The following is a 25,295-nucleotide window of genomic DNA, read 5'->3' on the forward strand; positions in this document are numbered from 1 at the left end:
CGTATCATTCCTCTGTTGGTTGTGATCTTGGCGGTGATCAACCAACAGGATACGCCACCCCTTCAACCTGCTTCCATACACCAGAAATCACCATAACTCGGTAGTCATGGCTACTCAGTATATGGCTGCTGTGCCTGAAGGGGAATTGCGTTTTGGCGCCGGCAGCCTTGCTGGGCAACAAGATGAAATTTCCGCGGCGTTGGACATGCTGTTCTTGGGATTTTGAAAATTGTTGCCGAAGCGGGAGGTCTACTGGTGCTGTGGACGGGGCATTAGCAGAAAGCCGTGTAGAAACCGCACGTATCTAACTTACTCGATCACCAACCCTCCAACGGCACACCGTGTTTCTCAAGATAGGCACCGCTTCGCTCGAGGTAGTTCTTGGTCCGCTCTTTAAAAGCATTGAGGTTACCCTCGACTTCAATCGCCTGAACACGCATTACCTCTACCGCGTTTGTTCGCTGGCTCATCATCCAGACAACCACTTCTCCTCCGGGCGCCAACCCTAAAATCAAGTCGCTTCTTGGCAGGTGGCGTATCTCGCCATCTTGAGTCCTGTTGGGAGCAGGCACTCGCATTTGATCCTGCAAATCCGGCGGGACATCAATCATGATGGAATAGTATTTCTGCTCCGCAAAAGAAAACCAATGGATCGCGATCAGGTTGGGGAACGGATCCATCGAGCCCCCCGTTCCAAAAGGACCTCTGCCGCCCTCCCAGCAGCAGCCTTTATGGCCTGCAGGAATCCGCCAACTACGCTCTCCGGATTTTTCCAGATGCAGGTTAATGACCCACATGTCGTAGTGGCTCGGGGCAGCGACGCCGACATACCAAGGGAGATTATCCTTAGGCCAAAACGACAAACCGCCCCATATGGCAAGTCCCACTCCGCAAACCATAGCAGTTGGTCGTTTTTTGAATGCCCGCTTCACAAAGGCGTACACCGATCGGATCACCAACCCTCCAACGGCACACCGTGTTCTTCGATATACGAACCGTGTTGTTCTAAGTACTCCCTTGTGCGAATTTCAAACGCCTCGAGGTCGCCCTCAACTTCGACAGCGGGCACTCGCATGACTTCGACGGCATTAGATCGTTGGCTCATCATCCACACAACCACCTCACCACCAGGCGCAAGCCCCAAAACCAAAGTCCTTCTTGGCTTCATCAGAACATCTTTGCTTTGAGTGGCTGTAGGAGCAGGCACACGCATACGGTCCTGCAAGTCCGAGGGAACCTCAAACAACGTGGAGTAGAATTTTTGTTCAGAAAATGAGAACCAATGCAATGCGATCAAGCTGGGGAACGGATCTATCGGGCCTCCAGAACCGAAGGGGCCGTCAGGACCCATCCAGCAACATCGAACCCCACCTCCAATAGGTGCGCGCCAGCTCCTAACACCAGGCTTCTCCAAATGAGCATTGATTATCCACATTTCGTAGTGCTGGGGTGCGACAGCAACGAGACTCCAGTTTATGTCGTCGTCATCCGTATAAGAGCATCCGAAAACCATTAAACTTAGGCTAACCAGAAGCATAGTTCTCTTTAAATCCACAACCTGTCCTCATCGATTAGGATAAATAACCCGCTCCCCGGATTGAGTGGGCGCATTTGGCGCCACAAGGCCAGGCAATCGCAACGATGCGATCCGCCCAAATACCGTAAAGTCGATTGAATTGTAATGCGCCGAATAATGGATATAGCGCTGGCGAACTAAGTCCCGACTTTCTGGTGTGAGAGATGGATTATTGGAACCAGCATTTATTTGCGAACGCAATTCTTCATCGATCAGATTCAGATCCTTCGGCAACCGAAGAGCCCCATCCCTCGGGTCAATGCTTGCTAATGGGACACCCTCATTGACAGCTAACTCATGCATTACTCTTAAAGCTATCCGGGAATACTCCCCGCGTACCTGGCGGGCCATTCTTAGGGCGAGTTCAGCCATGCGACCGCTATGCGGTGTCCGCTGCGTTATGAAGTTAGTGTGAATATCGAGACTGGCTTCACTTTCCAACTCCTGAATACTCGGTGTTGGGTGAGACTGCTCTATAACTGTCATCGGCAAACTATATTCGCCAATCCACTTCTCGGCCTCAATTTGCTTTCTCACGATATCGAGCTCTTGCCATTTTGTTGTCTGCTCTGGTTGGTCAAACCAGGTGATGGAAACCCGTTCCGCTGGGGTAATCAGCACATCTTCTCGCACGCTTTCACCGTAGCCGCCCCCGATATCAGAGTGCACGCCTGGAAGAGAAATTTCCCGAAAATTAGCCGGCAGGCTACCGTCTGGGTTTCGTAAACTATTTAAACAAAAGTTCTCACGGTGCTCGTCTGAGGCCACGAGATGAATAGCCCGTTTAACGTTCTCTGGACGAAGACAAACATTCACTGGATCGTTCTGACCATTGCCCGGGGAAAGGTCTAGTGCGAGCGGATTAACGATTGCAGCGACCGTATCAAAAAGCCCGACAAACCGAATATTGACCTGTTCCGGCCACTTAATACCCCGAGCATCCATAACCCGTCCCAACGCGCCCACTTCCCCCTGACTTATTTCATGAGCGGCATGGCGCGCCGAAGCAGCTCCCCGACTAAAACCAAATAGGTCAAATGTGATTGAAGTAATTGTCCGAGATAGTTCTAGCTCTTCAAGTCGCCCAGCGATCTCAGCAAAGCCCCGCTCTACCTGGTTAACAACCCCAGTTTGCCCCATCCCAGTTGTCATACCCACCAGCGAATCACTCGCTCCCGTTCTTGTACCTATACCAGGCGCATACACCCAAAATCGCTGCTTAATTTCGCCATCGCTGACTTTTTTGGACTCAACATACATATCCCTCAACTTCGCCACATTACTCGGCGCATTGGCATAACTCCCCCCAAGCATCATTGCCAGCCGATACCGACACTCCGCTTCGGTAATTTCACCGTCTTCAAGCGGGGTGAGGCATTCTTCCTGAACCCGGTCTTCCATCGCCCTGGAATTGTCCGCGTTATTCAGGGTACCGTCGGTGAACAAACCAATTTCCAGATGAATCTCCGGAGGCGTTTCAGACGCAGACGATTGTGGGGTTTGGGTCGTTGACGGCAAGGGCGCAACAGGGGTGGCCGGGAAGGGACTGTCCGAGGATGCCACTGATTGCCGTTGCAAAGCCTCCTCCTTGCGCAGGAGCCTCAGCTCTGTGCTGAAGAGTCCAACAGACAACGAACCAATGCCTCTACCACCGTGATGGGCCAGTTGTTGCGGCGTGATGTTGTTTTCGTTCAAACTCTGGACGCTATCCCTCAGGGCAAACCGACAGGCGCTGTCATTGATCATCCACCGCCCTTGCCCTGATGCATCCTCTCTCCAGCTCACTACCGGATCAAAGGGCTTTCCATCACAATGGCCGTATACCAGCCACAGCTTTCCTTCTCGGAGTCGATTACTGACTTCATTTATCAATCGCATCCGTTGGTCCGGTCGTAAACCGGACGAAGCCACTCGGTCAAGTATCTTGTTTAGATTGAAGCGATGACCGTGACGGTCATTCTCCAGCAGGTTTCTGGCTTTTTCAGCAGCAAAGAAGGGCGATTCCAGGTTGGGCAGATGTGCCGCAACCAGATCGAAAGTTTTGACAATATCCATCGTTCGTCATCCGTTGACTGAGTTTAAACATCCCTGTGATGCAACAGCCGTCCAAAGCTCGTTGCAATCAAAAATTTATTGTAATCCAGGGTCCTGCACCAAATCCATCCCCGGCCTGCCATACCAGTACCCATTACACGGCGGCGCTTCCACCAGCTGCAGCGGGTCGGTGGCTGGCACTTCCCCCCGGCGTACCTGGTCAAAGCGTTTGACTACCTCATCCATGCCCTGATGCTCGGGACTCAAGCGCACGGTGCTCACGCCCATTCGTTCCATATCCGGCAACTCCCGCATCAGGTCATAGCGGGAGCCAGACAGGGTAGAAATGCCGTTCAGGCGGAACAACTCCTGGCTTTCCCGTGAGCGCAGCTCCATACCATCGGGGTGCTCCAGGCAACGGAACTCACAGTTGTCCTTGGGCAGGTTGTAATGGCGGGCGGTGAAGCAACGGGACGACCAGGCCAGCGGCAGGAAGCCCCAGGAGAATACCTCGGCGGGCAGATCCAGGCCTTCGGCCTTCAATTCCCTGATCAGCTGGTCCAGGGTTTCCTTCCCAAGTTCCACCGGCAGGTTCCAGCCTTGCAGTCCCTGTCTGGCCAGGATTTTCAGGGTGGCGGTGTTGTAGATGTTCATGGACGGGCCGGTCACAAATGGAATGTTGCTGCGGATGGCCACCTGTAAGGCGCTCTGGTCGTTGGCTTCCACAAGGAAATCATCCTGTTCGCAGAACCGGCGCAAGCGGCGCAGGTCGGCTTCGGATTCAATCAGCGTGAGGGTAGAAAGCACCACGCTCTTGCCGCAGGCTTTCAGGTCGCGGGCCAGGTCAAGCCAGTCATCCGGCTTCAGTTCCCGGCGACGGGAACAGACCACCTCGCCAAGATAAATGGTATCTACCGGCCATTCAGCGGCCTTGGCGTAGAAGTCGAACACGGACTGCTTGGACCAGAACCACAGAATCGGGCCAAGGGATAGTTTCATCATAATCAGCTAAACCTTATTTCCACTTGCGGTGATAAGCGCCAATGGTGGTCAGGCCACCCTCGGACAGCCCGGCCAGCGTCTGATTCCACTGGCTCTCTACGGAAAACACGCCCGGTGTTGCTTCCAGCCGATCCAGCGCCTGGCGCCAGGTGCGGGCCACGTCGGCAATGTAGGCGGGGCTGCGTTGGCGGCCCTCGATCTTCACCGCGCTGATGCCCAGCTCTTTTAGCTCTGGCAGCAGGTCCAGGGTATTGAGGCTAACCGGCTCTTCAATGGCGTGATAGACACTGCCCTCCACTTCAAAGCGGCCCTTGCACAGGGTTGGGTAACCGGCCGACTCGCCCTGGCCATAACGGTCGATTAAGACATCGTTCAGGCGGGATTCGAGACCTTGCGGGGTTTCCTGCCAGCGCACGGCTTTGGCGGGCGAGCAGGCGCCTCGTGTGTTGGGAGACTCATCGGTGAGATAGGAAGACAGGTAACAACGGCCCTCCGCCATGATGCACAGACTGCCGAAGGCGAACACTTCCAGCTCCACCGGGCTGTGTTTGGCAACGCCCCTCACCTGATCAATGGACAGTACACGGGGCAGAACCGCCCGGCGGATATCGAAGTTGTCTTTATAGAACGAGAGGGCTTCGTGGCTGGTGGCAGAACCCTGTACCGACAAATGGCGCGGGGTGTCCGGATATTTGCTGGCGGCGTATTCCAGCAGCCCCATATCGGCCAGGATGATGGCATCCACACCCAGGTTCGCGGCGCGGTCCACCGCACCCTTCCATTGTTCCCAGCCATCAGGCTGCGGATAGGTGTTGATGGCACAGAATACGCGACTGCCCTTTGAGTGGGCGTATTCAATGCCCTCCCCTGCGCGCTTTTCGTTAAAGTTCAGGCCAGCAAACTGGCGGGCATTGGTGCTGTCGCGAAAGCCGAAGTACACCGCATCGGCGCCGTTATCGACGGCGGTTTTCAGGGCGGGCAGGCTACCGGCGGGGCAGACAAGTTCCATGGTTTTCTCCGCTGAAAGACGTGCCGGCACCATACCCGCCAAGCCACTAAGGCACCTTGACCTTTGTCAGCGGAGCGGGCGATAACCGCCTTCTACCCCAAAAGCAGTACTCTACGCAGTTGCCCGTACAGGACCATTTTTTCTAACCAGGCCATACAGATAGCATTACTTTACAGGCACTTACAAAGCCCAACCTACCCCATCAGCTACCCCGATTCGTGAATACCCTCGGCTGCTACACTTGCCCACAATGGACGAATTAATTCAGTGAAGGGGATCTTCCATGTCATTTCTGAATAACCTCTCCATGCGGGGCAAGCTCATTACCCTCGTGCTTCCGGCCCTGCTGGTCATCGTTTTCTTTGCCGCTTTCAGTATCAGCCGTAACGCGGATGAGCTGGGCAACATGCGCCAGTTACAGGCCATGGTGAACCTGGCGGAGCTGGGAGATCCTTTGATTGAGTCCCTGCAAAAGGAGCGCGGCCGCTCGGCCGTTCTGCTGTCGAGCGCGACAGGTTCCAGCGGCGAGCAACAGTCAAAGCGCGACCTGGATGCCCAGCGCCAGGATACAGACCGAAGCCTTCGAACCTATCGCGACGGGCTCCGAGTCCTGGTGTCTGACACCGAATTTGATGGCGTGATCAAAGCCAGTATTGACCGCCTTGAACAGCAACTGTCCGGCCTTGGCAGGCTTCGCCAGGGCATCGACAACCGCAACATCAATAGTGCCGACTCTGCCAGCCAGTACACCACGATGATCATGGAAATGGTTGACCGGGTTCCCCTGCTGGTACGCCGCTCAACCGACGCCGACCTGAGCCGCCAGATCAACGGCTATTTTGCATTGGCGGGAGCTGTGGAAATGGCCGGGCGGGAGCGCGCTAACGGCGCGGCACTGATTCGATCCGGGGACTTTGACCTGCCAACGCTCGGGCGGGTAACCGGCATGAGCGGTCAGCAGGATGCCTACCTGAATTCGGCCATCAGTATGTTGCCGGGCGATTCGGAACTGCGGGGAGACATCACACAGCTGGCAAACCTACCGGTAAGCCGGGAATTTCGGAGCCAGCGTGAAACCCTGCTGAGCAGTCCGTCTGGCATGTATGCCCTGGACCCCGGCGAGTGGTTCACCGCAGCAACCAGACGAATTGAAGCCATCAACCGTATCCGCAGCCAGATGCTAGCCCAAGTGGAAGCCGCGGCTACCGAAGCGGTAGGTGATGCCCGCAAGGCACTTATTGGCGCCTCTACGATTGCAGGCGGTGCCATCATTATCGTGATCTTGCTGATGCTGGTGATCATCCACGCCATCCATAACCAGGTAGCCGCATTGTTGTCTGGCGTTCGTTATGCCATGGACAACAAAGACCTGACACGGCATATCCCGGTGTCCAGCCAGGACGAAACCGGCACTATTGCCAAGGCGGTCAACGAACTTTTCGGCCGGTTCAGCGAAGCCCTGATGCAGATCGATAAGGCCAGCGTGCAACTGGCCACCGCCACCGAAGAAACCAGCTCCACCGCGGGCCAGAATTCCGGCCAGATCAAGAACCAGCAACAGCAGATTGAGCAGGTAGCGGCCGCCACCGAAGAAATGTCCGCCACCTCGGAGGAAATCTCCCAGAACACCCAACAGGTTGCAGACGCTTCCAACAGCGCCATGGACAAGAGCCGGACCGGTGAGCAGGTGCTGCACTCAAGCGTTAAGCAAATCCGCACCCTGGCGCAATCGGTTCAGGAAGTAAATCAGGTGATCGAAGAGCTGGAGGAACGCAGCGGCACCATCAGTGAAGTAGTGGATGTCATCCGTAAAGTGGCGGACCAGACCAACCTGCTGGCTCTGAATGCTGCCATCGAGGCGGCACGAGCTGGCGAGCATGGCCGGGGCTTTGCAGTGGTGGCCGATGAGGTACGGACCCTGGCACAACAAACTCATGAATCGACCACCCAGATTGAAGACATCATCAACGGCTTCAAGACCATCACAGACAACGCCAGCCGATCCATTGTTGCCAGCCACAAGCTCGCCAACCAGACCAGCGAACAGGCCTCTGAGATGGAAAAAACCTTCGCGGACATCCTGACCGACGTAAATAGCATCTCCGACATGGCCACCCAGATTGCCACTGCATCGGAACAGCAAGTCGCGGTGACACGTGAACTGGCAGGCAGCATGGAGACAGTAAGTGAGGCCGCTATCCTGACGTTGACCGGATCACAGGAGATCAATCAGGTGACTCAGGAGCAGGCCAGGCTTGCCCGCAAACTCCAGGACCTGGCCAACGAGTTCAAAGTGGCTAGCTAATTCATCGAGTCAAACCAACAAGGGCTGCCATTTGGCAGCCCTTGTTGGTTCTGTTTACAGCAAACCCGGTCAGATAATCCGCGAGAACCGCTGGCTGGCACCTTCCTTGCGGTACATATCGAAGATCTGGCAGATGGCCCGAATCAGCAACCGGCCGGCGGGCTGCACCTGAAGTGCACCGCCATCATCGCCAATCAGTTCGTCCTGGATCATCGGCTTCAGGCGGTTCAGTTCATCCGCGAAGTACCGATCGAAGTCTTCGCTCCATTTGTCTGCAAACTGTTTGCGATCCAGGCGGAACTGGCAGATCAGCTGGCCGATCACCCACCGGCGAATCCGGTCATCCCGGCTCAGGCCAACGCCGCGAACGATCGCCAGTTGCCCGGCATCAATTGAGGCTTCCCAGGACGGCAAATCATGGTTGTTCTGGAAATAGGCGTCGTCAGTCTGGCCGATGGCAGACACCCCCAGAGACACCAAATCGCAATCCGAATGGGTGGTATAGCCCTGGAAGTTCCGGTGCAGCCGGCCCTCGCGCTGAGCCACGGCCAGGCTGTCGTCCGGCTTGGCGAAGTGGTCCATGCCGATGTATTCGTAACCGGCTTCCAGCAGGCGGTTGATGGTGTTATGCAGAATGGTCAGCTTCTGCTGCGGGCTTGGCAGAGTGTCGGCCTGAATCCGGGTTTGCGGGTAGAAGCGGTCCGGCAGGTGCGCGTAGCTGAACACGGAGAGCCTGTCCGGGGACATCTCGATCACCGATTCCAGGGTTTGTGCAAAACTTTCCGGGGTCTGGTACGGCAGGCCGTAGATCAGGTCCAGGTTAATGGAGCGGAAGCCGATACGGCGAGCTTCGTTCAGCACCGCTTCGGTCATGTCCCGGGGCTGGATGCGATTCACCGCTTTCTGTACTTGCGGGTTTACATCCTGCACACCAAGGCTGATGCGATTGAAACCCAGCTCCCACAGGGTCGACAGGGTATCCTGGTCCACTTCCCGAGGGTCAATCTCGACGCTGTAATCCCGCTCATCGCCAGACTGCAGGTTAAACAGATCAGCGTATCCGGCCATCAGGTGCTGCATCACATCCCGGGGCAAGAACGTTGGCGTGCCGCCGCCCCAATGCAACTGTTGCACCGGGCGGTCCGCCCCGAACAGTTTTGACTGGATAGCAGCTTCTTTCAGAACACGCTCCACGTAAGGCATAGCCTTATCGCGCTTTTTGGTGATCACCTTGTTGCAGGCACAGTAGTAACAGAGATGTGCACAGAACGGCAGGTGCGTGTACAAGGAAATGGGGCCACCGGCAGCCTTGCTGCGGCCGGCCGCTTTCACCATGTCTTCGATGCCGTACTTCTGGGTGAACTCGACCGCCGTGGGGTAAGACGTATAGCGGGGACCACTGAGGTCGTAGCGGCGAATCAGTGCCTCATCCCAGATGAAGGCGGGCAGGTTGTTTTCTGCAGCGTTGTTGGAAGCCATAGTTAAAACTCTGTCGTCAGAAAAGATCGGCAAGCCGGAAAGCATCCATTATGCCCTATCGGCCCCGAGCATCAGTTGATGCGTATCATCTGGAGTCTATCAGCATAGCCACTGAACCACCCTTGCGCCCATGGCGTATTCAGCCTACCCCTTTGGGATAATGCCAACACCGGAGCCGATGCCATGGCCAACCTGATTCTGATTCTCGGCGACCAGCTGAGCCACCAGCTTTCTGCACTCGAAGACGCAGATAAAGACAACGATCGGGTGGTGATGGCCGAAGTCCATGACGAGGCCAGCTACACCAATCACCACAAGAAAAAGCTAATATATATTTTCAGCGCCATGCGCCACTTCGCCCGGGAACTGGAACAACAAGGTTGGCACGTGCATTACCAGCACTACCATCCGGATAACCCGGAACAATCCCTGGAAGCGGTCGTTTCAAAGCTCGCCGCAGAGCACAGGCCCGAGAGACTGATCACCACCGAGTGCGGTGAATGGCGGCTGCACTCGCAGATCAGCCAGTGGCACGAACACCTGGGTATTCCAGTGGAGATTCGGCCAGACACCCGCTTTGTGTGCCGCAAACAGGAGTTCGCCGACTGGGCCAAGGGTCGCAAACAACTGCGCATGGAATTTTTCTACCGGGAAATGCGCAAAAAAACCGGCCTGCTGATGACACCCGAAGGCAAACCGGAGGGTGGCCAGTGGAATTTCGATTCCGACAATCGAAAGAAATGGTCCGGCAAACCGCCCGCGCCGGCGCCGTTTCGCGTGGAGCCCGATTCGGTTACCCGAGAGGTGATCCAGCTGGTAGAGGAGCACTTTCCCGACCATTTCGGCACCTCAGAGGACTTCCATTTTGCCGTCACGGCGGACCAGGCCCAGGCAGCGCTGGAACACTTTATCGACTTCGCCCTGCCCTGTTTCGGTGACTATCAGGATGCGCTGTCCGACCACGAAGACTGGTTGTTCCATTCCATCCTGTCCCCCTATCTGAACACCGGATTACTGGACCCGACGGACGTTTGCCAGGCGGTGGCACAAGCGTGGTATTCCGGGCGGGCGCCGCTGAACGCGGCAGAGGGGTTTATCCGCCAGATCATCGGCTGGCGCGAGTTTGTTCGCGGCATTTACTGGCTTCTGATGCCGGGTTACGCCAAAGAGAACCGGCTGAACAACCAGCGCAGCCTGCCCTGGTTCTACTGGACCGGTGAAACCAAAATGCGCTGTATGCACAAAGCCATTGATGCCACCGCCAGAAACGCCTACGCCCATCACATCCAGCGCCTGATGGTGACCGGCAACTTCGCCCTGCTGGCCGGCATACATCCGGAGGACATCTGTGACTGGTACCTGGCGGTCTACATCGATGCCTTCGACTGGGTAGAACTGCCTAATACACTGGGCATGGTGATGCACGCCGATGGCGGCTATCTGGGTTCCAAACCCTACGCCGCCAGTGGCAAATACATCCAGCGCATGTCGGACCACTGCCAGAACTGCCACTACCGGGTGCAGGATGCCACTGGAGAGAAAGCCTGCCCGTTTAATGCACTTTACTGGCATTTTATCGACCGCCATCGGGATGACTTTGCCAACAATCCGCGCATGGCCATGATGTATCGGAACTGGGATAAACAGCCAGATGAGCGGCGCCGTGCCATTCTCAGCCGCGGGGAGTGGCTGCTTGCCAATCTTGAGCAACTGTAACCTACCTGGGAAAAACAGCTAAGAGAAAATAAGCCGGTTGACTGCTATGCTGTATCCATCGGCAAATTGTCAGCAATAAGGACGCTGGAGTCCGGCATGTCTATCAGGCCCATAGCAGCAGGATTACTGTTCACCTTGATTCCGTGGACAGTTGCTGCAGACCATGAAACATTCAGTTTATATACATTTGACTCTCCCCCCTACCAGCAGGCCAACCCGATCCCAGGCGGCCCGGAGGTGACCGGGGAAACGGTCGAGACCGTTCGATGCGCCATGGAACATGCGGGGGCGCAGGTAAACATTCGCCTGATGCCCCAGAACCGCGCCCGCTTCGCACTGCAGCGTCAACTCGTGGATGGCTACTTTGCCGTAGATCCATCACCCGATATGGATGAGGCAGCGGATATCAGCCACCCGGTGGCATTGGAAAAATGGTACTGGTTTTACCTTGGCCAACGCCCTGACCCGACAACTGCAAAAATCGGTGTTGTCGGTGGCAGCAACGAAGAAGTCTGGCTCATCCAGAACGGCTTTGAGCCGTTTGTGACCGTCAGTTCAACCGAACAATTACCGGCTTTGCTGAAACGCCAACGAATTGACCTTGCACTGATGGATCAACAGGTGATGGAGACACTGCGCGAAGACTCACTGGCACTTGGCCAAACGCTGAACCGGGAATTCCTTCGTTACGCCCCGCTGCACCTCTATCTCAACCGACGATTTGTCAGCGAACACCCGGGGGTCCTGACCCGATTCAACCGTCAATTGCCGGCGTGTATGGAGCAGCACATGCTGCTGTCTGCAGATGAGTATCAGCATGTAGCAGGGCAAGCCAGGGGGCTCATACAAGACCTGGAGCAACGTCTGAATCTGGCTCAGGCAATTCATCAGGGGCCAGTCTACGACAGCTTCACAGAGATTCTCACCCAGGACACCCTCTGGCAGGCTCTCGCCCCTGAGCAACCGACACCCTTGGCCTCTGAGATACTCGGGCTACCGGCATCTCAGGCCCTGAAGCAGTGGCAAGACGAGCAAGGCGGATTGGTAACGGAACTTTTGCTGACCGACAACAAGGGCGCATTGGTTGCCATGAGTCAGCTGTCATCCGATTACTGGCAGGGCGACGAGCCAAAGTTCCAGGAGATTGCCGTTGAAACCGAACGTGGTATGGAGCGCAAATCCGATTTGTGGATATCACCCATTCGCTACGATGCGTCTACCCGCCAGTTCCAGATTATCGTCAGTGTGCCCATCCCCCTGAAAGAGCCGAATAACGGCCTGGAAGGTATTCTGGCGATGGGGCTGGCCATCGAAAAAATGCTACACAACTACGAACGGCTGGCGCGGGCTCGTTCTGAGCAGGTCCCCATGGAGTTACCGGTAGCCGAGTAACACCCTCAGGCCGGCCCCAGCTCACAGGCCAGCACCAAAGCCCAGAACTCGGAAAAATCATTGACCACCACGTCCGGTTTGTCCGGGTGTTTGTGAGTGCCCGGAAAAATCCGGTTCAGCCAGGGCAAGTCCCACTGGGCACCGTTGAAGAACACCGACGTCATACCTGCCCGCTTCGCGGCAATCACATCGGTAGTAGAATCTCCCACGTACCACACACTCGGGTCCGGCGGGTAATCCAGTTTCTGCACCGCCAGCAGCAGCTGGTCCGGGTGCGGTTTTCTGAGCGGGGTATCATCGCCGCAAACATCCACATCGAACAGATGGGTCCAACCGGTGTCTTCCACCGCCGCCAGCTCGTGCTCAAAGAACTCCCTATCCCGGTTGGTGATCACGCCCACCTGCATGCCCAGTCGTCGCAGCCCCTCCAATACTTCCCGGACTTTCGGCTCAAAGGCCTTCACCGTGCCGTAGTGCTTTCGGTAGTGGTGGTTAAACGCCTTGTGGGCAACCTGCTTGGCTTGCTGATCGTCCCCAAACAGCACCTCGAAAATATCAGTGCGGGAGATTTTCCGGTCTGCCTTTACCTTGGGGTGCAACTTGGCGTACTCCCGTACATAGGCCACCAGCCGGGCATCTTCCGGAGTTTTGCTGTCTTCCGGCGCCACCATCCGGTTCATCAGCCCCAGCGTGTGGAAATCCGGCAGCATATCGTCCACCGCGTGGTACATGGCGTCCAGGGTGTCCACCAGGGTGGCATGCCAGTCAAACAACACCACCGCCGGGCGAATCAACTTCACCACCGCCGGGTGCCAATCCGGCTCAATACGCGGCTCCGGCCGTTCGGGTGGCGGGAAGGGCTTCGGGCGCACTTCCGCCGGGCTGGCGGCGAACGCCTCAGGCTGTTCCCGCTCCAGCAACGCCAGCAAATCCATAAGGTCTTCAAAACTGTCGAGCACCGCCGCCGGTGCATCCCGGGAGGTGAACCAGCTCGAAATCCGGTCTGACTCCCAGCAGGCGCCGTTGTAGAACACGCCGGACACCCCGGCACTGTGAGAGGTGAGCATATCGACGTAGCTATCGCCCACATACCAGGCCCGGGCATCTGCCGGCAGCCCCAACTTCTCCAGGGTTCTGAGAATCACCTGCGGGTCGGGCTTGTATTCGGTCACATCATCAGCGCATACCGTTGCATCGAACAGATGATGCCATCGGCCCTCATCCACCGTTTGAAGTTCCTTGTCCAGAAACTCCCGGTTGCGGTTGGTCGATACCGCCAGCTTGATGCCCATGGCTTTCAGCGCGCACAGGTACTCATAGGCGCCGGGCTGAAAGGGTTTCACCTGGCCAAAATATTTCCGGTAAGCGTTGTTGTAGGCTTTGTGGGCAACCAGCTTGGCCGCTTTGTTATCACCGAAGATGGCGTTGAAGATGTCGGTTCTGGACACCCGCCGCTCCGCAAGAATCCTCGGATGCAGGCGCCGAAAAATCCGGATGTAACGCACCAGCCGGGCATCGTCCTGCGTGCGGCATTGCTCCTCAGGCAGCAACTTTTCCACCAGCCCCAGATCTTCCAGCTGCGGCAACATGTCTTCCATGGCGCTGAACATGGCATCGTGGGTGTCTACCAAAGTGCCGTGCCAGTCAAAGATCAGAACCGAGGGGGGCTGAATGGCTTCTTTCAGTGTGGTCATGGGCGCTCCCTGGGTGACGCAGTCTTCATCAGTCCTCACCTCCAGTTAAAACCATTAACGGACGATTCACAAAACCTCGGTCCTCCTCTCACCCCACCCCACTTGCATTACTTGTTATAGCGACACGAATGACCAGTGCGCCGTCCTGGCACGGCCTTTCGCCCTTCGCACCAAACACGGGCGCACCGTCGCCTGGCAATTTTTCGCTACATCTTCGAAACGGGATTTTTAAACTCCAATAAAAACAATCGGCTTGCTCACCTCATTCGGCTTCTGGCACAGCAGCTGCAACACCTACTGCAGGGATCATGACCTGTTAGTACAAGTGAACCACACAGGAAGGTGAAGACGATGAAAAGCTCAAGCACCCTGGCAACAATCACACTCTGCGGTTCGCTGGCGTTGTTTGCCGGCACGGTTTCCGCAGAAACCATCCGGGTCGGTATCGGCCATCAAAGCATGGTCACCAACACTGTTTCTGGCGGCATTGTGTTGGAAAAACTCGACCTGCTGAAAAAGCACTTACCCACCACAGGCAGATACGAAAACGTTAAATACGACATCGTATTCCGCGACTACGACTCCGGCCCACCTATTACCAACCAGATGCTGGCCAACAAACTGGAATTCGGTGTGATGGGGGATTACCCCCTGATCGTCAATGGCGCAAAGTTTCAGGAAACCGGCCGGCAGGAAACCCGCTTTATCGGCGTTACCGGCTACAACCTTCGCGGCACTGGCAACGGCATTGTGGTACCCATCAACTCCAGTGCCCAAAGCCTGGCGGACCTTGAAGGTAAAACGCTGTCAGTGCCGGTGGGCAGCGCCGCCTGGGGTATGACGCTCAAGGCCCTGAGTGAGGCCGGGCTAAGTGGCAAGGTGCAGATCGTGAATCAAAGCCCGGCGGTTGGCGTGGCTAACATTCAGGCTGGACGCATAGACGCCCATGCCGATTTCTGCCCCTGGTCTGAGATCATGGAATTCCGGGGCACGGCCCGCAAGATCTACGACGGCAGCGAAGCAGGCATTCCCACTTTCCACGGCATTGTTGTACGTGAAAGCTACGCCAAACAGTATCCGGAAGTGGTCGAAGGCGTTCTGAAAGCAACGCTCGAAGCTCAGAAATGGATTCAGGAAAACCCCATGGAAGCGGCGGTGAAGGTATCCGAATGGACCGGCGTGGAGAAGGAAGTTCTGTACCTCTACTTCAGTGAAGGCGGAATCACCACCGCTGAGGCCAGCATCAAACCCGAGTGGGTCGATGCCATGAAGTACGACCTGGACCTGCTGAAACGGGAAGTCGGTGTGCCTGATCTGGATTTCGACCGCTGGGTGGATGACACCTACCTGCGCGCTGCCTATCAGGCCATGGATCTGGATTACGAGGCTTTGGTCAGCTCCGTGGTCGATACCCAGCCGAATAACCCATCCCTCAAGCCCGCGGAGATCTGGTTTCAGGACAAAGGCATTGTGACCTACGACAGCGTAGCCGACATGCTCGCCGCTGCGGATACCGCCGACAGTCCCATCTACGCCACTTACGTTTACGACAACCTGACCGGCCTGAAGCTGTTCGGCAAAGCGGCCTATCTGGTACGCGGTGACGACGGTGACGTGGTGGCCTTTCTCAAGAAAGCCGACTCTGAAAAGCATATGGCTAACTACGGCGGCACCCCGGTAACGCCGGAAAGCACCTTGGCCATGGCCTACTGATCCGCCTCTGAGCGGGCGGCAATGGCGCTGCCCGCTCAGCATCGATCCGAGGAGTAACGACAATGGATAGCAACAGTAACGCGGCGATACGAACAGATGAGGCCCTGGCGGATGCACCCGCAGAACCTTATGACCACAAAGCCCCGAAAGAAACACTGACAGTGTCGACACCATCAACGTCAACACCAGAATTACCGGAAGAAAGCCCGTCAGCGGCCCCTACACCAATGATGATCTGGATGAAGCGATCAGGCCCGCGATACCTCGTGCGAATCATGGCCCTGGTCGTCGCAGTACTGCTCTGGGAAATGGCGTCCGGCAACGGTTTCCATTTTTACATCAATTTCGAGAACATCCCCGCACCCTCGGTGGTTGGTGCGGCCCTCGGTGCCGAACTGGCCGGCGAGGAGTTTTACCTGCACATACTGCACAGCCTGGAACGGGTTGCCATCGCTTATGTTATGGCGGTGGTGCTGGGCGTCGTCATCGGCATCGCCATGGGGCGTTCACGCTGGGCTGAGGACATCATCCTGCCCTACATCGAGCTTCTGCGCCCAATCCCGGCAGTAGCCTGGATTCCGCTTGCAATCCTGATGCTGCCAACAGAGCAGTCCAGCATCGTGTTCATTACCTTTCTGGGCGCTCTTTTCCCGGTCATCCTGAATACCGTCCACGGTGTTGAGCAAACCAATGGCCTGCTGGTTCGGGCGGCACGGAGCCTGGGCGCAAGCCGCACCGCCATCCTGTGGCATGTTGTTCTGCCAGGTGCCATGCCATCCATCGTCGCCGGCCTTGCCATCGGCATGGGCGTCGCCTGGTTCTCGCTGCTGGCTGGCGAAATCATCAGCGGCCAGTACGGCATCGGCTACTACACCTGGAATTCCTACACCCTGATTCAATACCCGCAAATCATTATTGGCATGCTCACCATCGGCGGCCTCGGCACCCTTTGCACCCTGCTGGTCCGAAAAGGCTGTAGCCCGCTGCTCAAGTGGCAAGCAAAAGGAGGTCGGTCATGAGCGAAACACCGGTGAACGATAACCGCCTGACCGTACTCGACCACAGCCGATTACGCGCCAAAGCTGCCAAGCCTGGTGCTGAACGTGGGCACATCTCGGTTCGTGACGTGGATATTGTGTTCGAAACAACAACCGGGCCACACGCTGCGGTGAAGAACGCCAACCTGACGGTACGCCCCGGCGAGTTCATCTGCCTGCTGGGCCCATCCGGCTGTGGCAAATCTACCTTGATGAACAGCATTGCCGGATTCGTGCCTCCGACCAGCGGAGAAGTGACGATTGATGGCGATCTCGTGACAGAACCGGGGCCAGACCGTGGCATGGTGTTCCAGCAGCATTCCCTGTTCCCCTGGAAAACAGTGAAAGAGAACGTTGCGTTTGGCCCCTTGATGGCCGGAGTGGGACAGAACGAGGCCACCAGCGTGGCGCGAACGTTCCTCTCCCTGGTGGGGCTAGCCGCCTTTGAAAATGCCTATCCCAACACGCTCTCCGGCGGCATGCAGCAGCGGGTGGGGATCGCCAGGGCACTGGCCAACTACCCCAGCGTCTTGCTGATGGACGAGCCTTTCGGAGCCCTCGACGCCCAGACACGCGTGATGATGCAGGAAAACCTGCTGGAGATCTGGAGCGAGTTTCGCAACACCGTGGTGTTTGTCACCCACGACATCGACGAGGCGGTGTTCCTGTCTGACAGGATTGTGGTGATGAGTGCCAGCCCCGGCCGAATCATTGCAGACATCAACGTCAAGCTGCCCCGCCCCCGCGAACAGTCGTTACTGACCAGTCCAGAATTCATGGCGCTTAAGCGCCAGTGTCTGGACCTGATTCGCCAGGAAACCCTGAACGCGTTCCAGCAGCAGAACAAGGCGGGGTGAAGTCATGAACAACGCAAGCCCTACTTCACCCGAACTCGCCATGACCTGTCATAACAACCAGGAGGATGAGCGATGAACCAGGGGATACTTCCAATGGCCGAGCATTCACCACTTCCGCTGTATGTGCAGATTCGGGACCGCCTGCGGCGCGACATCCTTGATGGCACCTATCAGGTACACGAACGTCTGCCGTCAGAGAACGAAATGATGGGGGTCTTCGGCGTGAGCCGGATCACCATCCGCCAGGCACTCCGGGATCTGCACAACGAGGGCCTGGTATTCAGTGCCCAGGGCAAAGGCACCTTCGTGAGCAAGCCCAAAGCGGTTCAGAACGTTCAACGTCTGGAGGGCTTTGGCGAAGCCATGGCAGCTCAGGGCTATGAGGCCTCTGCAAGGGTGCTCAGCATCCAGCAACTCAAGGCACCTAAAGCCGTGATGTCAGCGCTGGATCTTCAGCCCGGCGAAGACACCATTGAGGTGAAGCGGGTGAGATACCTCAACCGCGCCCCGGTGTGCATCGAGAACAGCTATTTCCCCATGGACATCGGCCGGCGCATGTTCGGCCTGGATCTTTCCGGCGACATTTTCCCCATGCTGGAAAACCTGTTCGGCATTCCCCTGGGCGGCGCCGACATCAGCCTGGACGCAATCCTGGCCGACGACGAAGCCCAACAATACCTCAACCTTAAATCCGGCGAAGCCATTCTGCGGGTTGAACGCCTGACCCATAACCGGGACGGCCGTCCCATCGATTTCGAATATCTCTGCTACCGCGGCGATTCATTCAAATACCAGTTCCGGATCGACCGGAAATAGGAGCGCACCATGAAGATTAACGACATCCCTGTGATCGACACCGACGTTCTTGTGATTGGCGGCGGTACCGCCGGCCCCATGGCTGCGGTGACTGCAAAGGAGCAGGACCCAAACCTGAAAGTCATGTTGCTGGAGAAAGCGAACGTTAAGCGCTCCGGCGCCATTTCCATGGGCATGGACGGGCTGAACAACGCGGTTGTGCCCGGCCACGCCACACCTGAACAGTACGTCAAGGAAATCACCATCGCCAACGATGGCATCGTGCATCAGCCGGCGCTGATGGCCTATGCCACCCGATCATTTCCAATGATCGAAAAGCTGGACTCCTGGGGCGTGCATTTCCAGAAGGATGAAACCGGCGACTACGACATGAAAAAGGTTCACCACCTGGGCACCTACGTGCTGCCGATGCCGGAAGGGCACAACGTCAAGAAAATTCTCTATCGCCGCCTGCGCCGTAACCGGGTGGAGATCGAAAACCGCTACACCGCCACCCGCCTGCTGAAAGACCCCGACGGCAACATTGCGGGCATGATCGGCGTGAATACCCGCACTGCCGAGCCCATCATCATCCGCGCCAAGGCCGTGATCATGGCCACCGGCGCCGCTGGCCGCATCGGGCTGCCAACCTCCGGCTACCTGTTCGGCACCTATGAGAACCCCGCCAATAACGGTGACGGCCACGCCATGGCCTACCACGCCGGGGCAGATCTTGCGAACCTCGAATGCTTCCAGGTGAACCCGCTGCTCAAAGACTACAACGGCCCGGCCTGCGCCTATGTGACCGGCCCACTCGGGGGCTTTACCGCCAACGCCTATGGCGAGCGCTTTATCGAGTGTGATTACTGGTCTGGCCAGATGATGCTGGAGTTCTTCAAGGAACTGGAATCCGGCACCGGCCCGGTGTTCCTCAAGCTGGACCACCTGGCCGAGGAAACCATCCAGGAAATCGAAACCGTGTTGCACACCAACGAACGCCCCACCCGCGGCCGGTTCCACGAAGGTCGGGAAGTGAACTACCGGGAGCGCATGGTAGAGATGCACATTTCCGAAATCGGCTTCTGCTCCGGGCACTCTGCCTCTGGCGTATGGACCGACGAAACCGGTGCCACCACCGTTCCGGGCCTTTACTGCGCCGGCGACATGGCCAGCGTGGCCCACAACTACATGCTGGGCGCCTTTGTGTACGGCCAGATCTGCGGCGAAAGTGCTGTGGCCTTCGCCAAGTCCCGTAGTGAACCCAAGCTCGACGAAGGGTTCATCATCAACGAACTGGCGCGCATCCAGGCACCGATGAAGCGCGCCGACGGCATTCCTCCAGAGCAGATGGAATACAAAGTTCGCCGCCTGGTGAACGACTACCTGCAGCCGCCGAAAGTCACCAAAAAAATGGAGATCGGCCTGGAGCGCATTCTGGCGGTGCGGGAAGACGTTCCCCTGCTGTGTGCCCGCGACCCCCACGAACTGCTCAGGGCCATGGAAGTGCAGTCCATCATCGACTGCGCCGAGATGGCGGCCCGGGCATCGCTCTACCGGACTGAATCCCGTTGGGGCCTCTATCACTATCGGGTGGACTACCCGGATCAGGACGATAACGAATGGTTCTACCACAGCCGCCTGTTCAAGGATGAGAACGGCCAGATGGCCCATGGCAAACGCCCGATTGCCGACTACCTGGTGTCGCTGGGTGAGGAGAAAGATGCCTACCGCAAGATGCGGGTCCAGAAAGCAGCCAACGAGTGACACCACTGTGCGCTCGGGATGGCCTGCGCGCACGCAACAGATTTCGTGACGAAAGAGGAACACCCAAATGCCCATCGCCAATCATCATTCTAGCGTTCCCGTCATTGTCGACGAGGACAAATGCATCGCCGACAAAGGCTGCACCGTGTGCATCGACGTGTGCCCGCTGGACGTGCTCTGGATTAACGAGGAGACCGGCAAAGCCCACATGAAATACGACGAATGCTGGTACTGCATGCCCTGTGAGGCGGACTGCCCCACCGATGCGGTTACCGTCAACATTCCCTACCTGCTGCGCTGAGGTAAGCCATGAAAACCTACGACGATCCCGAACTACAGGCCATTGCGGTAAAGCTCACTTCTGACGATCCGGGCATTCGCCGAGTCGCGGTCATGGACCTGGTGGATTCCGGTGAACCGGAAGCGGTTGAACTGGTCATCCTGGCCCTGCAGGACCCGGACACCAACGTCCGCCAGGAGGCTGCGAAAGTGGTGGACGAATTTGAAGCCACCGACATGGCCGACGCCCTGATTGCCGCCCTCAGCGACAGCGATGAAGTGGTGCGAAACAGCGCCGCCCATGCGCTGGCCGATCTCAAAGACCCTGCCGCCGCCGAGCCCCTGCTGGAAGCACTGGAGAGCAGCAGCGACAGTTTTGTGGTGTCCGGCATTTTGCGGGCCCTCAAACCTCTGCGCAACGCCGGAGCACAGCGCCCGGCTCTGAAACGCCTTGGCGACGCAAGCGCACAGGTGCGCCGCGAAGCCGTGGGCGTGCTGGGCTGGTTGAAGCAACCCGAAAACCTGCCAGCCCTGGTGGAAGCCGCCCAGCACGATGCCGACCCGGACGTACGACGGGCCGCCACCGGTGCCCTGGTCTATGCCAGCCCTCAGCAGGTTGGGCAGGCACTGGTCAGCCTGCTGAAAGACGACCACTGGCAGGTACGCTGCGAGGCTGCCATCAGCATTGGCAAGCTGAACCATCAGGCGGCCGCAGCCGCCCTGATGGACGCCACCAAAGACGAACTCTGGCAAGTGCGTGAAAAAGCCGTAGACGCCCTTGGCACGCTGGGCGTGGTGGAGGCCATTCCAGTGCTGGGTGAGTGCTCAAAGGATGCCATGAGCAACCTGCGCAAAGCCGCCATTGGCGCGCTTGGCACCATTGCCCATAACGATGGCCGGCCCTATGTGGTGACCGCCCTTGATGATCCAGACCCGGACGTTCGCAAGCTGGCCCGATGGGCCATCTCGAAACTGGACACCGCGGCCTGAGCCATCCGCCAGCCCGGGTTCATCGGGCTGGCCCGCCGTTGCCGCAGAATCGAAAGGAGACTGCCATGACCTTTGTTGTCACCGAGAATTGCATCCGCTGCAAGTACACCGATTGCGTTGATGTCTGCCCCACGGATTGCTTCCACGAAGGCCCCAACTTTCTGGTGATCAACCCGGAAACCTGTATCGACTGTAGCCTGTGTGTCGCCGAGTGCCCCGCCGATGCCATCTACGATGAGAAGGATCTACCGGAGGATCAACAACACTTCCTTCAGCTGAACGCGGAGCTGTCCCAGGTCTGGCCGGTGATCGACGCCACCTCCGCCCCCCTGCCGGAGGCAGAAACCTGGGTCGATCAGCCCGACAAAATGCAGTACCTGGAGCGCTGAGTCATGCCTCAACTTGTCATAACGAGTTGCTTTCGGGCGTTGTTGCTGGGATCGGTGGTGATGTCTGCCGCCGCCCTCGGCAGCACCCGCCCGATGGAGCTGCCCGATCGCCACATCCCAATGCCTGAAGCGCCGGAACTGGTGATCTCATCCCTGACCGATGGAGTCCGTCATGGCTAGTCAAATCCTGATTGAACCCCCAAGGGAAGTACGCCTGAAACGAAAGCTCAACGAGCTGGAACTGAGCTGGCCGGACGGCCTGACCACCCGGCTCAGCTGCCTGATGCTGCGCAAGTCCTGCGCCTGCTCCCATTGCACCCAGGCCAAACGCACCGGCCGGCTCAGCCTGATTGATGCTGACGTGAAAGTGGAGCGTGTGGAGTTGTCTGGCGTCAGCGGCCTGCAGTTCTTTTTCAGCGATGGCCATTACCGGGGGCTTTACCCCTGGGCCTTCCTGCGCGAACTGAGTGAGCGAGTGTCATGAACCAGACCCTCCGCGCCCTGGACACCCACTGGTGGGCGCCGGCACGGCTACGCTACCCCGGCACCGCCCTGTGCGTAGTGCTGGCGCTGGCCGGCAGCTTTCTGGCCAATCATTATGGCGCTCCAGCCCTGGTGCTGGTGTTGCTACTGGGTTTCGGCTTTGCCCATCAGGCGACGGATAGCCGCCTGAAACCGGGCGTGGAGTTCTGCAGCCGCCAGGTGCTGCGCATTGGCATCGCCTTGCTGGGAGCACGAATCGGCGTCGAACAACTGATGACGGTTGGCAGCCTGCCATTGCTGGTGGTGCTCACCTGCGTACCCATCACCATTGGCTCGGCGTTGTTACTGGGGCGCTGGCTGGGATTACCCCATCTGCAAAGCCTGGTTGCCGGCGTTGCTGTGGCCATCTGTGGCGTTTCAGCGGCGGTGGCAGTGGCTGCCGTGATTCCCCAGGGCAAACTGGAAGACCGTCGCCTGCTGGGCGTGGTGGTGGGTGTCACCGCACTCGGTACCCTGAGCATGCTGGCACTGCCACCCCTGTTCGCGATGCTTGGCTACAGCGACCCGCAAACCGGTCTGTTGCTGGGCGCCAGCATTCACGATGTGGCGCAAGCGGCCGGCGCCGGGTATCTGGTTTCCGACACCGCCGGTGACATCGCCACCCTGACCAAACTGTTGCGGGTGGCCCTGCTGGCCCCGCTGGTGATATTGCTGGGAGCGCTGCTGAACCGCCATTCCACCGGAAAGGCTGAACACCCCTGGTTTTTGCTCGGCTTTGTCACCCTCTTCGGAATGAACAGCATGGGCTGGTTACCCGAGGAGTTGCGGCAGGCGTTGGCCAGCACCTCACAGGCCTGCCTGCTGGTGGTCATGGCGGCTCTCGGTATGCGCACCAGCCTACCTTCACTTTTCGCCCAGGGTTGGCGCCCTTTTGCCCTGCTCACATTGCTCACCATTCTGCTGGTTATCACGGCCATGGCATCCATGGCCATCTACTCACTGTGATCTGTTGAATACCAGGCCAATACGGAGGACTACCCCATGGCTGCACTTGGAACCGAAAGCGTCATCAGCGTTCATCATTGGAACGACACCCTGTTCAGTTTCCGCACCACCCGCGATCAAAGCCTGCGCTTTGAGAACGGCCACTTCGTGATGATCGGCTTGCCGGTCGATGGCAAGCCGCTGTTACGGGCTTACAGCATTGTCAGCGCCAACCACGAGGAGTACCTGGAATTTCTCAGCATCAAGGTTCAGGACGGCCCGCTGACCTCCCGTCTGCAGCACCTAAAAGAAGGTGACTCGCTGTTCGTCAGCCGAAAACCGGTCGGCACACTGGTTATGCACGACCTGAACCCGGGCAAGAACCTTTATCTCTTTGGCACCGGCACCGGACTGGCGCCCTTCATGAGCATCATCCGAGATCCGGAAACCTATGAACTGTTCGAAAAAGTGGTGCTGGTGCATTGCGTGCGTGAAGTCAGCGAACTGGCCTATCACGACTACCTGACCAGTGAACTGCCTGGCCACGAATTCCTGGCGGAGATTATCGGCGACAAGCTGATCTACTACCCCACCGTTACCCGCGAACCTTTCCGAAACCAGGGCCGCATCACCACACTGGTTGAGACCGGCCAACTGACCAAAGACATTGGCCTTCCACCACTGAATCCGGAAACGGACCGCGCCATGCTCTGCGGTAGTCCGGCCATGCTCAAAGACCTCACCGCCATGCTCGACACCCTGGGCTTCACAGCATCTCCCCATCAGGGCGAGCGGGGCGACTATGTGATCGAACGCGCCTTCGTGGAACAGTAACCGGAGCAATCATCATGACCAATCCCGTGTCCTACTTACCTGCTCACCCACAGGCCCGCTCTGGCCCCGAGCATAAAGCCGTACCCGGTGTAAAACACCTGATTGCGGTGGCCTCCGGCAAAGGCGGCGTCGGCAAATCCACCACCACCACCAACCTCGCGCTGGCACTGGCCAGCAGCGGGGCCCGGGTCGGCGTTCTGGACGCCGATCTGTATGGCCCTAGCCAGCCCCGTATGCTCGGCCTGAAGGGCATGCCCGACAGTCCTGATGGCAAGATCCTGGAACCAATGATCGGCCATGGCATCCAGACCATGTCTATCGGTTTTCTGGTGGATGAGGAATCGCCCATCATATGGCGCGGCCCCATGATCACCCAGGCTCTGACCCGACTGGTGTATGAAACCCGCTGGGACAACCTGGACTACCTGATCGTGGACCTGCCACCCGGCACCGGCGACATCCATCTGACCATGGCCCAGCGCCTTCCGGTCTCCGGTGCGGTGATTGTTACCACGCCCCAGGACATCGCCCTGCTGGACGCCCGCAAGGGCTTGCGCATGTTTGAGAAAGTGAACGTGCCGGTTATCGGGATTATCGAAAACATGAGCACCCATGTATGCACCCAGTGTGGCCACGAGGAACACATCTTTGGCGAAGGGGGCGCGAAAAAAATGGCAGAGGAAGCCGGTACCGAGCTGTTGGGAGAGCTGCCCCTGGATATCCGAATCCGCACGGGCTCCGATTCCGGCCAACCAATCCTGGTGACAAGCCCCGACAGTTCACTGGCTGCCGCATACCAAAGCATTGCCACCCGCATTGTTAGTGCGATCTCGGCGATGGAAGCCGGGGATGAGAGCGCGGCACAAGCGGTACCAACCATTGTGATGGAATGAACACACCGGTCGCCCTCGAGAGCGTTTGAGAAGTCTGCAGGAGAAGGTACAACGTAAACTCCTGCAGATT

General features: G+C 57.8%; 24 protein-coding genes. 17 read left to right on the forward strand and 7 right to left on the reverse strand.

The annotated features are described in order from the left end of the window. Positions 1-67: 67 nt before the first annotated feature. Positions 68-226: a CcdB family protein gene (locus J122_RS21280; RefSeq protein ID WP_082780616.1), complete on the forward strand. Its 159-nt coding sequence runs from the start codon at positions 68-70 to the stop codon at positions 224-226. A 91-nt stretch (positions 227-317) separates the two neighbouring features. Here J122_RS21280 and J122_RS16285 read toward each other — a convergent pair whose 3' ends face one another. The 5 genes from J122_RS16285 to ubiU form a co-directional block, all read right to left on the reverse strand. Continuing rightward, positions 318-956, reverse strand: coding sequence for a DUF2931 family protein (locus tag J122_RS16285; protein ID WP_227510248.1), 639 nt, complete (start codon positions 954-956; stop codon positions 318-320). After that, positions 953-1,537: a DUF2931 family protein gene (locus J122_RS16290; protein ID WP_061333218.1), complete on the reverse strand. Its 585-nt coding sequence runs from the start codon at positions 1,535-1,537 to the stop codon at positions 953-955. The genes J122_RS16285 and J122_RS16290 overlap by 4 nt, the downstream gene beginning before the upstream one ends. Positions 1,538-1,564: 27 nt before the next feature. Then, a complete protein-coding gene (locus tag J122_RS16295) occupies positions 1,565-3,631 on the reverse strand; it encodes a T6SS phospholipase effector Tle1-like catalytic domain-containing protein (protein ID WP_061333219.1) in 2,067 nt (688 codons plus the stop codon). 75 nt (positions 3,632-3,706) lie between these two features. After that, positions 3,707-4,612 carry a U32 family peptidase gene (locus J122_RS16300; RefSeq protein WP_061333220.1) on the reverse strand — a complete coding sequence of 302 codons (906 nt, stop codon included), beginning with the start codon at positions 4,610-4,612 and terminating at the stop codon, positions 3,707-3,709. 13 nt (positions 4,613-4,625) lie between these two features. Next, positions 4,626-5,621: a ubiquinone anaerobic biosynthesis protein UbiU gene (gene ubiU, locus J122_RS16305; RefSeq protein ID WP_061333221.1), complete on the reverse strand. Its 996-nt coding sequence runs from the start codon at positions 5,619-5,621 to the stop codon at positions 4,626-4,628. Positions 5,622-5,904: 283 nt separating this feature from the next. Here ubiU and J122_RS16310 point away from each other — a divergent pair, with 283 nt between their 5' ends. Further along, positions 5,905-7,926 (forward strand): methyl-accepting chemotaxis protein, encoded by a 2,022-nt coding sequence (locus J122_RS16310; RefSeq protein ID WP_061333222.1) that lies wholly within the window; start codon positions 5,905-5,907, stop codon positions 7,924-7,926. Between the two features lie 69 nt (positions 7,927-7,995). On the opposite strand, the gene hemN is transcribed toward J122_RS16310, so the two are convergent. Then, positions 7,996-9,405 (reverse strand): oxygen-independent coproporphyrinogen III oxidase, encoded by a 1,410-nt coding sequence (gene hemN / locus J122_RS16315; RefSeq protein WP_061333223.1) that lies wholly within the window; start codon positions 9,403-9,405, stop codon positions 7,996-7,998. Between the two features lie 183 nt (positions 9,406-9,588). Between hemN and J122_RS16320 the strand changes: the two genes are divergently transcribed. Further along, positions 9,589-11,121 (forward strand): cryptochrome/photolyase family protein, encoded by a 1,533-nt coding sequence (locus J122_RS16320; protein WP_061333224.1) that lies wholly within the window; start codon positions 9,589-9,591, stop codon positions 11,119-11,121. A gap of 96 nt (positions 11,122-11,217) precedes the next feature. After that, the gene (locus J122_RS16325) at positions 11,218-12,513 is read left to right on the forward strand and encodes a substrate-binding periplasmic protein (RefSeq protein ID WP_197463866.1); all 1,296 of its coding nucleotides are present in this window, start codon (positions 11,218-11,220) and stop codon (positions 12,511-12,513) included. Between the two features lie 5 nt (positions 12,514-12,518). On the opposite strand, the gene J122_RS16330 is transcribed toward J122_RS16325, so the two are convergent. Continuing rightward, positions 12,519-14,207, reverse strand: coding sequence for an HAD family hydrolase (locus J122_RS16330; RefSeq protein WP_061333225.1), 1,689 nt, complete (start codon positions 14,205-14,207; stop codon positions 12,519-12,521). Positions 14,208-14,558: 351 nt separating this feature from the next. On the opposite strand from J122_RS16330, the gene J122_RS16335 reads away from it, so the two are divergent. The 13 genes from J122_RS16335 to apbC all read left to right on the forward strand — a co-directional run bounded on the left by J122_RS16335 (position 14,559) and on the right by apbC (position 25,225). Beyond that, complete coding sequence (locus tag J122_RS16335) at positions 14,559-15,920, forward strand: ABC transporter substrate-binding protein (RefSeq protein WP_061333226.1); 1,362 nt, start codon at positions 14,559-14,561, stop codon at positions 15,918-15,920. A 239-nt stretch (positions 15,921-16,159) separates the two neighbouring features. Continuing rightward, the gene (locus tag J122_RS16340; protein WP_061333265.1) at positions 16,160-16,939 is read left to right on the forward strand and encodes an ABC transporter permease; all 780 of its coding nucleotides are present in this window, start codon (positions 16,160-16,162) and stop codon (positions 16,937-16,939) included. Next, complete coding sequence (locus tag J122_RS16345; RefSeq protein ID WP_082780618.1) at positions 16,936-17,814, forward strand: ABC transporter ATP-binding protein; 879 nt, start codon at positions 16,936-16,938, stop codon at positions 17,812-17,814. The genes J122_RS16340 and J122_RS16345 overlap by 4 nt, the downstream gene beginning before the upstream one ends. A 72-nt stretch (positions 17,815-17,886) precedes the next feature. Continuing rightward, a complete protein-coding gene (locus J122_RS16350) occupies positions 17,887-18,630 on the forward strand; it encodes a GntR family transcriptional regulator (RefSeq protein ID WP_061333227.1) in 744 nt (247 codons plus the stop codon). A 9-nt stretch (positions 18,631-18,639) separates the two neighbouring features. Continuing rightward, complete coding sequence (locus J122_RS16355; RefSeq protein ID WP_061333228.1) at positions 18,640-20,373, forward strand: fumarate reductase/succinate dehydrogenase flavoprotein subunit; 1,734 nt, start codon at positions 18,640-18,642, stop codon at positions 20,371-20,373. A gap of 67 nt (positions 20,374-20,440) precedes the next feature. After that, entirely contained in the window at positions 20,441-20,674 is a 234-nt protein-coding gene (locus tag J122_RS16360; RefSeq protein ID WP_023012262.1) for a ferredoxin family protein, read from the forward strand. A gap of 8 nt (positions 20,675-20,682) precedes the next feature. Further along, positions 20,683-21,642, forward strand: a complete 960-nt coding sequence (locus J122_RS16365; protein ID WP_061333229.1) for a HEAT repeat domain-containing protein — start codon at positions 20,683-20,685, stop codon at positions 21,640-21,642. Between the two features lie 65 nt (positions 21,643-21,707). Further along, the gene (gene fdxA / locus J122_RS16370; protein ID WP_061333230.1) at positions 21,708-22,031 is read left to right on the forward strand and encodes a ferredoxin FdxA; all 324 of its coding nucleotides are present in this window, start codon (positions 21,708-21,710) and stop codon (positions 22,029-22,031) included. Between the two features lie 3 nt (positions 22,032-22,034). After that, positions 22,035-22,211, forward strand: coding sequence for a hypothetical protein (locus tag J122_RS23675; protein WP_197463867.1), 177 nt, complete (start codon positions 22,035-22,037; stop codon positions 22,209-22,211). Further along, entirely contained in the window at positions 22,204-22,515 is a 312-nt protein-coding gene (locus tag J122_RS16375; RefSeq protein WP_061333231.1) for a DUF971 domain-containing protein, read from the forward strand. The genes J122_RS23675 and J122_RS16375 overlap by 8 nt, the downstream gene beginning before the upstream one ends. Next, positions 22,512-23,519, forward strand: a complete 1,008-nt coding sequence (locus tag J122_RS16380; protein WP_061333232.1) for a YeiH family protein — start codon at positions 22,512-22,514, stop codon at positions 23,517-23,519. The genes J122_RS16375 and J122_RS16380 overlap by 4 nt, the downstream gene beginning before the upstream one ends. A 36-nt stretch (positions 23,520-23,555) precedes the next feature. Further along, a complete protein-coding gene (locus J122_RS16385; RefSeq protein ID WP_061333233.1) occupies positions 23,556-24,332 on the forward strand; it encodes a ferredoxin--NADP reductase in 777 nt (258 codons plus the stop codon). 14 nt (positions 24,333-24,346) lie between these two features. Continuing rightward, positions 24,347-25,225: an iron-sulfur cluster carrier protein ApbC gene (apbC, locus tag J122_RS16390; protein ID WP_061333234.1), complete on the forward strand. Its 879-nt coding sequence runs from the start codon at positions 24,347-24,349 to the stop codon at positions 25,223-25,225. Positions 25,226-25,295: the final 70 nt, after the last annotated feature.

Origin of the sequence: Marinobacter excellens LAMA 842 (assembly GCF_001574445.1) — a bacterium.
GTDB lineage: Bacteria > Pseudomonadota > Gammaproteobacteria > Pseudomonadales > Oleiphilaceae > Marinobacter > Marinobacter shengliensis.

What these genes read in the sequence shown, in the direction of transcription:
- J122_RS16290 (WP_061333218.1), bottom strand. Translation starts at nt 1,537, where the DNA reads ATGCTTCTGGTTAGCCTAAGTTTAATGGTTTTCGGATGCTCTTATACG.
- J122_RS16365 (WP_061333229.1), top strand. Translation starts at nt 20,683, where the DNA reads ATGAAAACCTACGACGATCCCGAACTACAGGCCATTGCGGTAAAGCTC.
- J122_RS16320 (WP_061333224.1), top strand. Translation starts at nt 9,589, where the DNA reads ATGGCCAACCTGATTCTGATTCTCGGCGACCAGCTGAGCCACCAGCTT.
- J122_RS16300 (WP_061333220.1), bottom strand. Translation starts at nt 4,612, where the DNA reads ATGATGAAACTATCCCTTGGCCCGATTCTGTGGTTCTGGTCCAAGCAG.
- J122_RS16385 (WP_061333233.1), top strand. Translation starts at nt 23,556, where the DNA reads ATGGCTGCACTTGGAACCGAAAGCGTCATCAGCGTTCATCATTGGAAC.
- J122_RS16295 (WP_061333219.1), bottom strand. Translation starts at nt 3,631, where the DNA reads ATGGATATTGTCAAAACTTTCGATCTGGTTGCGGCACATCTGCCCAAC.
- J122_RS16325 (WP_197463866.1), top strand. Translation starts at nt 11,218, where the DNA reads ATGTCTATCAGGCCCATAGCAGCAGGATTACTGTTCACCTTGATTCCG.
- J122_RS16330 (WP_061333225.1), bottom strand. Translation starts at nt 14,207, where the DNA reads ATGACCACACTGAAAGAAGCCATTCAGCCCCCCTCGGTTCTGATCTTT.
- J122_RS16350 (WP_061333227.1), top strand. Translation starts at nt 17,887, where the DNA reads ATGAACCAGGGGATACTTCCAATGGCCGAGCATTCACCACTTCCGCTG.
- J122_RS16360 (WP_023012262.1), top strand. Translation starts at nt 20,441, where the DNA reads ATGCCCATCGCCAATCATCATTCTAGCGTTCCCGTCATTGTCGACGAG.
- J122_RS16310 (WP_061333222.1), top strand. Translation starts at nt 5,905, where the DNA reads ATGTCATTTCTGAATAACCTCTCCATGCGGGGCAAGCTCATTACCCTC.
- ubiU (WP_061333221.1), bottom strand. Translation starts at nt 5,621, where the DNA reads ATGGAACTTGTCTGCCCCGCCGGTAGCCTGCCCGCCCTGAAAACCGCC.
- J122_RS16340 (WP_061333265.1), top strand. Translation starts at nt 16,160, where the DNA reads ATGAAGCGATCAGGCCCGCGATACCTCGTGCGAATCATGGCCCTGGTC.
- J122_RS16375 (WP_061333231.1), top strand. Translation starts at nt 22,204, where the DNA reads ATGGCTAGTCAAATCCTGATTGAACCCCCAAGGGAAGTACGCCTGAAA.
- J122_RS16355 (WP_061333228.1), top strand. Translation starts at nt 18,640, where the DNA reads ATGAAGATTAACGACATCCCTGTGATCGACACCGACGTTCTTGTGATT.
- apbC (WP_061333234.1), top strand. Translation starts at nt 24,347, where the DNA reads ATGACCAATCCCGTGTCCTACTTACCTGCTCACCCACAGGCCCGCTCT.
- hemN (WP_061333223.1), bottom strand. Translation starts at nt 9,405, where the DNA reads ATGGCTTCCAACAACGCTGCAGAAAACAACCTGCCCGCCTTCATCTGG.
- J122_RS16335 (WP_061333226.1), top strand. Translation starts at nt 14,559, where the DNA reads ATGAAAAGCTCAAGCACCCTGGCAACAATCACACTCTGCGGTTCGCTG.
- fdxA (WP_061333230.1), top strand. Translation starts at nt 21,708, where the DNA reads ATGACCTTTGTTGTCACCGAGAATTGCATCCGCTGCAAGTACACCGAT.
- J122_RS16380 (WP_061333232.1), top strand. Translation starts at nt 22,512, where the DNA reads ATGAACCAGACCCTCCGCGCCCTGGACACCCACTGGTGGGCGCCGGCA.
- J122_RS16345 (WP_082780618.1), top strand. Translation starts at nt 16,936, where the DNA reads ATGAGCGAAACACCGGTGAACGATAACCGCCTGACCGTACTCGACCAC.
- J122_RS23675 (WP_197463867.1), top strand. Translation starts at nt 22,035, where the DNA reads ATGCCTCAACTTGTCATAACGAGTTGCTTTCGGGCGTTGTTGCTGGGA.